Source organism: Parendozoicomonas sp. Alg238-R29, from assembly GCF_947331445.1.
Taxonomy (GTDB): Bacteria; Pseudomonadota; Gammaproteobacteria; order Pseudomonadales; family Endozoicomonadaceae; genus Sansalvadorimonas.
Window position 1 is genome coordinate 1 of sequence record NZ_CAMZOG010000119.1, and the last position, 9,968, is coordinate 9,968.

The window sequence follows — 9,968 nt, forward strand, 5'->3', positions numbered from 1 at the left end:
CGTGGCCAGCGCTTTCGCACCGACAACGGTGCCATGATTATTGATCAAAGCTACAACGCCAATCCTGCTTCAACCCGCGCAGCTATTGATGAGCTGGCAGATTGTGATGGTTATCGCATTTTGGTGATGGGAGATCTCTCTGTTGAGCATTATACCTGCGAGAATGAAGGTGCTCAGATGCACAGGGAGCTCGGTGAGTATGCGCATGCAGCGGGAATCGACCGGGTTCTTACCAGCGGTACTATGTCTGCAAATGTTCACACAGGCTTTACCCGGGACAGTGAACATTTCATTGATAAACAAGAACTGATTGCATGGCTGACACCTCACCTGAAACCAGGTGTTGTCGTGTTGGTAAAAGGTTCTCTGATAACTGGAATGAATGAAGTTGTCAGTGCATGCATTTCTGAGAAAACTGAAACGCCCATCAGGGCGGCCACCAAGGAGGGATTCTGATGCTGCACTGGCTGGCTGATTTCCTGAGTACATATTACAGCGGCTTTGGCGTATTTAAGTATCTGACCCTCAGGGCGATTCTCAGTGTTCTTACGGCGCTGGCTTTTTCCTTGTGGTTTGGCCCGGTGATGATTCGCAAGTTGAGCTTTCACCAGATTGGTCAGGCTGTGCGTGAGGATGGTCCTCAATCGCACTTGAGTAAGGCTGGTACGCCAACAATGGGGGGCGCTTTGATTCTGGCGGCCATCACCATCAGTACATTACTGTGGGCCAATTTGAGCAACCCTTATATTTGGATTGTTCTTGGGGTGACATTGGCCTTCGGCGCTGTGGGCTGGGTTGATGATTACCGAAAAGTTGTGGAAAAGAATTCCCGCGGTTTGCCTGCTCGTTGGAAATATCTCTGGCAGTCGGTGTTTGGCCTTGGGGCGGCGATTGCCCTCTATATGATGGCAAAAACGCCTATGGAAACAGCGCTGATTGTTCCCTTTTTCAAGAGTGTTGCTATTCCATTGGGTTTTTTCTTTATCGTGCTGACTTATTTTGTGATTGTCGGTACCAGTAATGCCGTCAACCTGACTGATGGTCTAGACGGTTTGGCCATTATGCCCACAGTTATGGTAGCAGCGGCGCTAGGGGTGTTTGCTTACCTGAGTGGTCACTTTGAATTTGCCAAGTACTTGAATATTCCGTTTATCCGCGGTTCCGGTGAAATCGTAGTATTTACTGCGGCACTGGTGGGCGCGGGGCTTGGTTTTCTCTGGTTTAACACTTACCCCGCTCAGGTATTTATGGGTGATGTCGGTGCGCTGGCTCTTGGTGCAGCGCTGGGTGTGATTGCGGTAATTGTTCGGCAGGAGATAGTTCTGTTCATTATGGGCGGTGTTTTCGTAATGGAAACGGTCTCGGTTATTTTGCAGGTTGGCTCTTATAAGTTGACCGGGCGTCGTATTTTCCGGATGGCGCCGATACACCACCACTTTGAGTTAAAAGGTTGGCCAGAGCCACGGGTTATTGTGCGTTTCTGGATTATCAGTCTGATTCTGGTTCTGGTCGGGCTGGCAACGCTGAAACTGCGTTGATGATTATATATGTGAGTGGCGAGGAATAAAGTGTGAGCGAGCAGCTGATTGGCAGCGACAGACGAAGGATTGTTATCGGTCTTGGTAAGACCGGGCTCGCCTGTGCTCGCTGGCTATATCGCTCAGGTTCACCTTTCCGGGTTTTTGATACCCGAGTCACTCCACCGGGGTTGGATGATCTTCACAGAGATTGCCCGGGTGTAGAGGTTGTCTGCGGTGAGCTTGACACCGCTCAGCTCTGTGACGCAGATGAATTGATAGTTAGCCCTGGTCTCTCTCTGAAAGAGCCTGCTATTGCCGCTGCTATTGCTAGCGGCGTTCCTGTATCTGGTGATATTGAATTGTTCTGCCGGGCTCTTCAGGAAAAGCAATACCGGGCGCCAGTTGTTGCGATTACTGGCTCTAATGGTAAAAGCACTGTAACAACCCTCTTGGGGCAAATGGCTCAAGAGGCCGGTGTTCAGGTTGGTGTTGGCGGTAATATCGGCACACCAGTTCTCAAGCTTTTGGAGCAAAAACCCCAAGACCTCTATGTGCTGGAGCTCTCCAGTTTCCAGTTGGAAACTACTCACTCTTTGCGTGCCGCTGCAGCAACAGTTCTGAATGTGACGCCTGATCATATGGATCGTTATGAGTCAGTGGCTGATTATCATCAGGCTAAACACCGCATTTATCGTGGTTGTTATGGTGCGGTCAGGAATCGGGACGATGCTCTGACATCGCCGCTTGTTTCAGAGCATGTTAAGCAGTTGTCGTTTGGTTTTAAGGCGCCTCCTGGATTAAACGACTTTGGTGCAGTCACGGAGAGTGGTGAAACCTGGCTGGTACAGGGTGTCACTCGTTTGATTCGTGTATCTGAACTGAAAGTCAGAGGGCTGCACAATCAGGCAAATGCTCTAGCTGCTCTGGCACTTGGCTCTCTTGTTGATTTGCCCATGGACGCGATGCTGTCAGCTCTGCGTGAGTTCACAGGTCTGGCTCATCGTTGTGAATGGCTGGCTGATCATGATGGTGTCAGCTGGTTCAATGATTCGAAGGCAACCAATACCGGCGCAGCAGTTGCCGCAATTGAAGGGCTTGGTGCTGATCTGCAAGGCGATATTGTTCTGATTGCTGGCGGTGATGGCAAAGGGGCAGATTTTACTGATCTAAGAAGCGCAGTTGATACTCATGTTCGTGAGTTGATAGTGCTGGGCGCTGATGGTGGGAAGATTGCACAAGCTGTTAATGGCTTTGTAAATATCCATCAGGTCGATGATTTGGAGCAGGCTGTAATTCTGGCTGGAACGCTGGTTAAAACTGGAGATGCAGTTCTTCTGGCTCCGGCCTGTGCAAGTTTCGATATGTTCCGTAGCTACGAACACCGGGGTGATGAGTTCCGTAAGCAGGTAGGGGTGCGTTATGGCTAGCACATCTGTATCTGATATTTATGTGAGGTTGCAAAATAGCAACAATCCGGTTGATCTGAAACTGTTGGCTGTTGTTGCCTGTTGTATGGCGATGGGGTTGATTATGGTTGGTTCCGCATCAAGCGGTATCGCCAGTGCTGGTTATGGTGGTCCTTTCTATTTCATGATTCGCCAGAGTCTGTTTATGATTATTGGGGCAGGTGTTATGGCATCAGTCATTGTCTTGCCAATGTCGTTCTGGCAGCGCACCGGTTTCATCCCTTTAATTGTGTCTGTTGCTCTTCTGGTTCTGGTTCTGATTGTTGGTCGTGAGGTAAACGGCAGTAGACGTTGGTTGCCACTGGGTGTTTTTAACCTTCAACCGTCGGAAGTCGCCAAGGTGATGATGATCATCTTTACGGCGTTCTATCTGTCCCGTTGGCGTGAGGCAGTGTGTGGGCCGAGCTGGAAGGAATTTTTTAAACCCATTTTCATTCTTGGGGCTGTACTTGTTCTTTTGTTAATGGAGCCGGACTTTGGTTCCGCTGTGGTTCTATCTGCCTCGATAATGGGGATGATTTTCCTTGCCGGAGCTCGTATAGGAAAGTTCCTTGTTCTGGTTCTTATCGGTGTGGCTTGCGCCGTCTACCTTATTGTTTTTGAGCCATATCGAATGGCTCGCCTCAGCAGCTTTCAGGATCCCTGGGCTGACCAGTTTGGTGCTGGCTATCAGCTTACTCAGTCTTTAATTGGTTTTGGCCGTGGAAGTTGGACTGGAGAAGGTTTGGGGAATGGCATCCAGAAATTGTTCTTCCTCCCCGAAGCTCACACGGACTTTATCTTTTCTGTGGTGGCAGAAGAGTTTGGTTTGGTTGGCGGAATCGTGCTGATTGCCATGATGTTTTTTATCTCCTGGCGGGCCATGAGGATTGGCCTTTTAGCAGAACGGGCCGGACAATTGTTTTCCGCTTACCTGGCGTACGGGCTCGGCCTGTTGTTTGGCAGTCAGGTGTTTATAAATATCGGTGTCAGCAGTGGTTTGCTACCCACTAAAGGTTTGGCTCTGCCATTAATGAGTTATGGCGGCAGTAGCTTGATTATGAACTGTATGGCCATTGGGCTGTTAATGCGAATTGACTTTGAACGCCGTACCCAGGGTGCGGTTAAAGCAGTAAAAAAGAAACGGGAGGGCGCTAATGTCTGAAGCTCCTCTCTTTATCGTAATGGCGGGTGGCACTGGCGGTCATATTTTCCCGGCTCTGGCTGTTGCGGATGAATTACGGGACAGGGGCTTCCAGATTCACTGGCTGGGAACCTGTGATGGTATGGAAGCAGACTTGGTTCCAAAGCATGGTTATGACATTACATTTATGCCGGTAAAAGGTGTTCGTGGTAATGGGATGAAGGCTTTGTTGCAGGCACCGTTCCGTGTTTCTCTTTCTTTATGGCATGCGCTGCGTGTTATGCGCGCCAAGAAAGCGGTTGCGGTTCTGGGAATGGGTGGTTTTGTGTCAGGACCTGGCAGTGTTGCCGCCTGGCTGCTGAGAAAACCTCTGGTTCTCCATGAGCAGAACGCAGTTCTCGGATTAACCAACCGTATTGCCAGTATGTTTGCCTCTTGCAGGTTGGAAGCTTTCCCGAAAGCCTTTCCTGCTGGCGCCGGTGCAGAGTGTACCGGTAATCCTGTCAGGCCAATGATTGTTCCGGCAACAGGCGAAAACCAAACTAACCGTAAGCTGCGTTTGCTGGTACTTGGTGGCAGTCGTGGTGCTGTTGCAATTAATGAATGTGTTCCCAAAGCTCTTGCGGTAATGGGAAGAAGCGCTCCGGAAGTCTGGCATCAAGCCGGTGCCAGTAATCTAGAAGAAACCCGTGCTCTCTATAAGAGTGTTGGTGTTGAAGGGCGGGTTGATCCCTTTATTGATGATATGGCCACCGCTTATGGTTGGGCTGACCTGGTGCTGTGTCGTTCAGGTGCCCTCACAGTGGCGGAACTGGCTAATGCGGGTAAGCCCGCAATTCTAGTGCCTTATCCATGGCACAAAGATCAGCAACAACTGCGCAATGGTCGTTATTTGGTAGATAACGATGCCGCTGTTTTGCTGGAACAGAAACATATGACTGAACATACACTGGCGGAAAAACTATCAGAGCTCTCTGCGCATCCTGAAAAGGTGCAGGCGATGTCTGAAAATGCCAGAGCTTGCGCTCATCCTGACGCAACCGTTCGAGTTGCAACTATCTGTCAGGAGGTTGCCCGTGTCTGAAATAAAAAAACAGGTTAACAATACAATGTCTGAACAGCAGGTCCCGGTTTTCGCTGTTCCTGAAATGCGCCGCATAAGCAGGATCCACTTTATTGGTATAGGTGGTTCCGGTATGTGTGGCATTGCAGAAGTTCTCTGCAATCAGGCCTATAAAATTTCTGGCTCTGATATCTGTGCCTCAAAGGTAACTGAGCGTCTGGAGTCGTTTGGCGCAGAAATTCATATCGGCCACGATAGTGAAAATATTGCTGGCGCCGACGTTGTGGTGGTTTCCACTGCTGTTAAGGCTGATAACCCCGAGCTTATGGCTGCCCGTGAAAATCGTATTCCGGTTGTGCCCCGTGCGGAAATGTTGGCTGAACTGATGCGCTATCGTCACGGTATTGCCGTTGCCGGTACCCATGGAAAGACGACAACAACCAGTCTTCTTGCTTCTGTTCTTGGGCAGGGTGGCCTTGATCCCACATTTATTATTGGTGGCCGATTGAACTCTGCGGGTACCAATGCCCGTTTGGGGGGGAGTCGTTACTTGGTTGCTGAAGCTGATGAGAGTGATGCATCATTTCTGCATCTTCAGCCAATGGTTTCCATTGTTACGAATATCGATGCTGACCATATGTCTACCTATGAAGGTGACTTTGGTAAGTTAAAGCAAACCTTTCTGGACTTCCTTCATAACTTGCCTTTTTACGGTCTGGCGGTCGTATGTATAGATGATCCAGTTGTCCGTGAATTGCTGCCACAGATTAAACGGCAAGTCGTTACTTACGGTTTCTCTGAAGATGCTGATTACCGTGCCATTAATGTTCAGCAGAAAGCCATGCAGAACAATTTCACGCTAGTGCGCCAAGGGCATGAAAATATTGATGTAAATCTCAACATTCCCGGAGAGCACAACATCCAGAACTCTCTGGCAACTTTTGCGGTTGCGTCAGAAGAAGGGATGGGTGACGAAGATATCTGTGCCGGGCTTTCCGGCTTTCAGGGGGTTGGTCGTCGATTTCAGGTTTATGGCAATTATCAGACGGATGTCGGCGAAGTTATGTTTGTCGATGACTACGGCCACCATCCCCGTGAAGTGGCTGCAACTGTGGCTGCTATTCGTAAAGGTTGGCCTGAAAAGCGTCTGGTCATGGTTTATCAGCCTCACCGTTATTCCCGTACTCGTGATTTGTACGAAGATTTTGTCGATGTTCTATCAAAGGTCGATGTTTTGCTGTTGATGGACGTTTATCCTGCTGGGGAAGTGGCCGTTCCTGGAGCCGACAGTCGCAGTCTATGTCGTAGCATTCGACAGCGCGGACGTTTGGATCCGATTTTTATTCAGCGTGGCGAGTCTGTGGGTAAAGTTCTGGCAGACGTGCTGACAGATGGTGATCTGTTGATTACCCAGGGAGCCGGAGATATTGGTGGCTTAGCTGGTGAGCTGGCTGATAAAGAGCTGGTTCTGAAAAGTGAGTGATTTGGGCAAGGATATGACTGAGAAGTCAAAAGCTCTGGAGCAGGGCACTAAAGAAATAGTCATAGACGCTAAGGCTTTTGGTCGAGTGGCAGTGCTGTGTGGTGGGCTCTCTCCTGAGCGTCAGGTGTCGTTGAAATCCGGCAACAGGATTTTTACCGCCCTGAAAGATCGTGGTGTTGATGCTGTTCTGGTAGATGCCGGTGACGATCTTGTTGATCAGCTGCGTGCTGTGAAGCCAGAGCGTGTTTTTCTGGCTCTTCATGGTGGTGATGGAGAAGACGGCACTGTTCAGGGTTTACTTGATTTTCTGCACATTCCTTACACGGGAAGTGGTGTAAAAGGCTCTGCATTGGCGATGGATAAATGCCGCAGTAAGCTGATTTGGAAAAGTATGGGGCTGCCGACTCCTGAGTTTGTCATGGTGGATAAAACGACAGATTTGAAAGCCGCTGATCTGCCAATGCCGTGCTTTGTGAAGCCAAATGGTGAAGGTTCCAGTATCTGCACTTTTCCGGTTTATACACGTGAAGAGCTGAGCTCATCTATTTCAAGAGTTCTTGGACATGCGGATCAGGCTATGGTTGAGCAATTGATTGCCGGGCCTGAGTACACGGTAGCCATTCTTAATGGTCGTGCGTTGCCGGTTATACGTCTGGAGACAGATAACACATTTTATGACTATGAAGCCAAGTACCTCTCTGATGATACCCGTTACCATTTGCCTAGTGGTTTAACGGAAGAGAAAGAGCAGGAGCTGCAGGCTCTGTCTGTAAAAGCTTTCGACGGACTTGGTTGCAGTGGCTGGGGGCGTGTGGATGTTATGCAGGATGACCAGGGGCGCTTTTGGCTTCTGGAAGTGAATACAATTCCTGGCATGACTGACCATAGTCTCGTACCCATGGCGGCGCAGGCTGTTGGTTATCAGTTTGCAGACCTGGTTCTTGAGTTGTTGCGCATTAGTGATGAAGAGGAGAGGTCATGGATGCCCGACGATATCTCCGGCATAGCAACAGAGATGAGTTAAGAAAAAGCTTGAGGGCAGATAAAAATGCTGCCCCGAAGAAGCAGAACAGCCGCCGGGAGCAGGAGGAGCGAAAACAAAGGTTTCTGCTCTGGGGGCATCGGGTAGCCGTTGCTTTGAAGTTTCTTGTAGCGGGAACCGTGCTAGGTGGATTGATGTTGTCGCTACCCGTTTTGCGGGAATGGCTAGACAGGCCGGTTGCAAAGGTTGAGGTGAGCGGGAACTTTCGCTATCTCAATCAGGACACATTGCAAGAGGAGCTGGAACCGTATTTGCGGGAACGCTTTTTCAGTGTTGACCTGCGAGGTATACAACAGGTTCTGGAAGATGACTCCTGGATTGCAAATGTCCGGGTAAAGAAGATTTGGCCAGATCGGGTAGAGGTTGCCCTCGAAGAAGAGGTTCCAGTTGCTCGCTGGCAGGAAAAAGAGCTGATTAGCGCAGACGGAAAGGTTTTGCGCTCCCGGCAGGGGAGATCATTTAGTGAGCTTCCTCTGTTGGGAGCCCCAGAAGGGCGGGAACAGGAGATCATGCAGCAGTACATGACTCTTAGTCAGCAGCTCCGCCTTTTGGGGTTGCGTGTAGAGGCGGTGAGCCTGACCCCTTCAGGAAACTGGAGCTTCAGGGTGAAAGGTGTTGCGGTACAGCTGGGTGTTGATGAGTTAATTGAGCGCATGCAGCGTTTTACCCAGCTCTACTATAACCGTCTGCAAACACGTTGGGCTGAGGTTGGAAGTATTGATTTGCGATATCGGGATGGTGTCGCAGTCGCCTGGATTCAGAAGTCTGCTCAAGGGAGCGGACAAAAGAATTCGGGCGGATAGATTTTAATAAAATGCAGGTATGACGATGACTGCATGCAGCAGTGGCCGAAAATTTGGTCGTAAACAGATCAGCGTCGGGTAACAAGACAACAGGTAGGTTAGCGAATGACTGGCTCTGGGAATGGAAAAATGGTTGTTGGCCTGGATATCGGCACATCCAAGGTTGTCGCTCTGGTTGGTGAAATTACCGATCGCGACACTATTGAGGTGGTTGGTATCGGTTCACACCCTTCCCGTGGATTGCGAAAAGGTGTGGTCGTCAATATTGAGTCGACGGTGCAATCTATTCAGCGGGCTGTAGAAGAAGCCGAGTTGATGGCGGGCTGTCAGATTGACTCTGTTTATGTGGGTATTGCTGGTAACCATATTCGGAGCCTTAACTCTCACGGCATTGTCGCTATCCGTGAGAGGGAAGTGACATCAGCTGATATGGAAAGAGTTATTGATGCTGCTCAGGCTGTTGCGATTCCTGCTGACCAAAAGATCTTGCACATATTGCCTCAGGAATATGTGATTGATACTCAGGAGGGTGTGAAAGAGCCTCTGGGCATGTCTGGCGTTCGTCTTGAGGCCAAGGTGCATTTGGTAACTTGTGCTGTGAATGCTGTGCAGAATATTGAAAAGTGTATTCGTCGCTGCAACCTCGATGTTGATGATGTGATTCTCGAACAGCTGGCTTCCAGCTACTCAGTTCTGACCGAAGACGAAAAGGAACTGGGTGTGTGCATGGTGGATATCGGTGGTGGAACCACAGATATAGCTATCTTTACAGAAGGGGCGATTCGTCATACGGCAGTTATTCCTATCGCTGGTGACCAGGTTACCAATGATATCGCCATGGCACTGCGTACGCCTTATCAGCATGCAGAAGATATTAAAATTAAATATGCATGCGCGTTGACTCAACTGGCGGGTGCGGATGAAACAATTAAGGTGCCCAGTGTTGGGGATCGCCCTCCCCGGGATCTTTCTCGTCAGGCTCTGGCAGAGGTTGTTGAGCCTCGGTATGACGAGTTATTCACCCTGATACAGGCTGAATTACGCCGTAGTGGTTTTGAAGAGCTGGTTGCAGCAGGCATTGTTTTGACGGGTGGTACATCGAAGATGGAAGGTGTTATCGAGCTGGCAGAAGAGATTTTCCATATGCCTGTTCGACTAGGGTTACCTCAGAATATTGAAGGACTGGCGGATGTTGTTCGTAACCCGATTTATGCAACCAGTGTTGGTCTTTTGCAGTATGCGCAGCACAATATGGAAGACGGTGTCCGCAGTGCGCCATCTTCCCAGGGAAGATCACAGAAGCAGGAAAGTTTCCTTAGTCGCTTGAAACAGTGGGTTCAAGGAAATTTTTGATTGTTAACCAGGAATTAATACAAGAAGATGGACATTGAGAGAAAGGAGAGTTTCATGTTCGAGCTGGAAGACAGTATTCCGCAGAATGCGGTTATAAAAGTAATCGGTGTTGGAG

At 49.5% G+C, this 9,968-nt stretch carries 9 protein-coding genes; all 9 read left to right on the forward strand.

Annotated features, from left to right (window positions below):
- On the forward strand, nucleotides 1-456 hold a 456-nt coding region (locus QMA35_RS19850), incomplete at its 5' end, for a cyanophycin synthetase (protein WP_281648888.1).
- Nucleotides 456-1,538: a phospho-N-acetylmuramoyl-pentapeptide-transferase gene (gene mraY / locus QMA35_RS19855; RefSeq protein ID WP_281648889.1), complete on the forward strand. Its 1,083-nt coding sequence runs from the start codon at nucleotides 456-458 to the stop codon at nucleotides 1,536-1,538. The genes QMA35_RS19850 and mraY, both read left to right, overlap by 1 nt.
- 32 nt (nucleotides 1,539-1,570) lie before the next feature.
- Nucleotides 1,571-2,947, forward strand: a complete 1,377-nt coding sequence (gene murD / locus QMA35_RS19860; RefSeq protein ID WP_281648890.1) for a UDP-N-acetylmuramoyl-L-alanine--D-glutamate ligase — start codon at nucleotides 1,571-1,573, stop codon at nucleotides 2,945-2,947.
- Nucleotides 2,940-4,130, forward strand: a complete 1,191-nt coding sequence (gene ftsW / locus QMA35_RS19865) for a putative lipid II flippase FtsW (RefSeq protein ID WP_281648891.1) — start codon at nucleotides 2,940-2,942, stop codon at nucleotides 4,128-4,130. Before murD ends, ftsW begins: the two co-directional genes overlap by 8 nt.
- Nucleotides 4,123-5,193: an undecaprenyldiphospho-muramoylpentapeptide beta-N-acetylglucosaminyltransferase gene (murG, locus tag QMA35_RS19870; RefSeq protein WP_281648892.1), complete on the forward strand. Its 1,071-nt coding sequence runs from the start codon at nucleotides 4,123-4,125 to the stop codon at nucleotides 5,191-5,193. The genes ftsW and murG overlap by 8 nt, the downstream gene beginning before the upstream one ends.
- 25 nt (nucleotides 5,194-5,218) lie before the next feature.
- The gene (murC, locus tag QMA35_RS19875) at nucleotides 5,219-6,655 is read left to right on the forward strand and encodes a UDP-N-acetylmuramate--L-alanine ligase (RefSeq protein ID WP_281648896.1); all 1,437 of its coding nucleotides are present in this window, start codon (nucleotides 5,219-5,221) and stop codon (nucleotides 6,653-6,655) included.
- A gap of 13 nt (nucleotides 6,656-6,668) precedes the next feature.
- Nucleotides 6,669-7,679, forward strand: a complete 1,011-nt coding sequence (locus QMA35_RS19880; protein ID WP_281648893.1) for a D-alanine--D-alanine ligase — start codon at nucleotides 6,669-6,671, stop codon at nucleotides 7,677-7,679.
- Entirely contained in the window at nucleotides 7,634-8,500 is an 867-nt protein-coding gene (locus QMA35_RS19885; RefSeq protein ID WP_281648894.1) for a cell division protein FtsQ/DivIB, read from the forward strand. The genes QMA35_RS19880 and QMA35_RS19885 overlap by 46 nt, the downstream gene beginning before the upstream one ends.
- Nucleotides 8,501-8,605: 105 nt before the next feature.
- Complete coding sequence (gene ftsA / locus QMA35_RS19890; RefSeq protein ID WP_281648895.1) at nucleotides 8,606-9,853, forward strand: cell division protein FtsA; 1,248 nt, start codon at nucleotides 8,606-8,608, stop codon at nucleotides 9,851-9,853.
- The last annotated feature ends 115 nt before the right edge of the window (nucleotides 9,854-9,968 follow it).

Excerpts from the sequence above, each read along its gene's own strand:
- mraY (WP_281648889.1), top strand. The coding sequence starts at position 456 with ATGCTGCACTGGCTGGCTGATTTCCTGAGTACATATTACAGCGGCTTT.
- ftsW (WP_281648891.1), top strand. The coding sequence starts at position 2,940 with ATGGCTAGCACATCTGTATCTGATATTTATGTGAGGTTGCAAAATAGC.
- murG (WP_281648892.1), top strand. The coding sequence starts at position 4,123 with ATGTCTGAAGCTCCTCTCTTTATCGTAATGGCGGGTGGCACTGGCGGT.
- murC (WP_281648896.1), top strand. The coding sequence starts at position 5,219 with ATGTCTGAACAGCAGGTCCCGGTTTTCGCTGTTCCTGAAATGCGCCGC.
- QMA35_RS19880 (WP_281648893.1), top strand. The coding sequence starts at position 6,669 with ATGACTGAGAAGTCAAAAGCTCTGGAGCAGGGCACTAAAGAAATAGTC.
- QMA35_RS19885 (WP_281648894.1), top strand. The coding sequence starts at position 7,634 with ATGGATGCCCGACGATATCTCCGGCATAGCAACAGAGATGAGTTAAGA.
- ftsA (WP_281648895.1), top strand. The coding sequence starts at position 8,606 with ATGACTGGCTCTGGGAATGGAAAAATGGTTGTTGGCCTGGATATCGGC.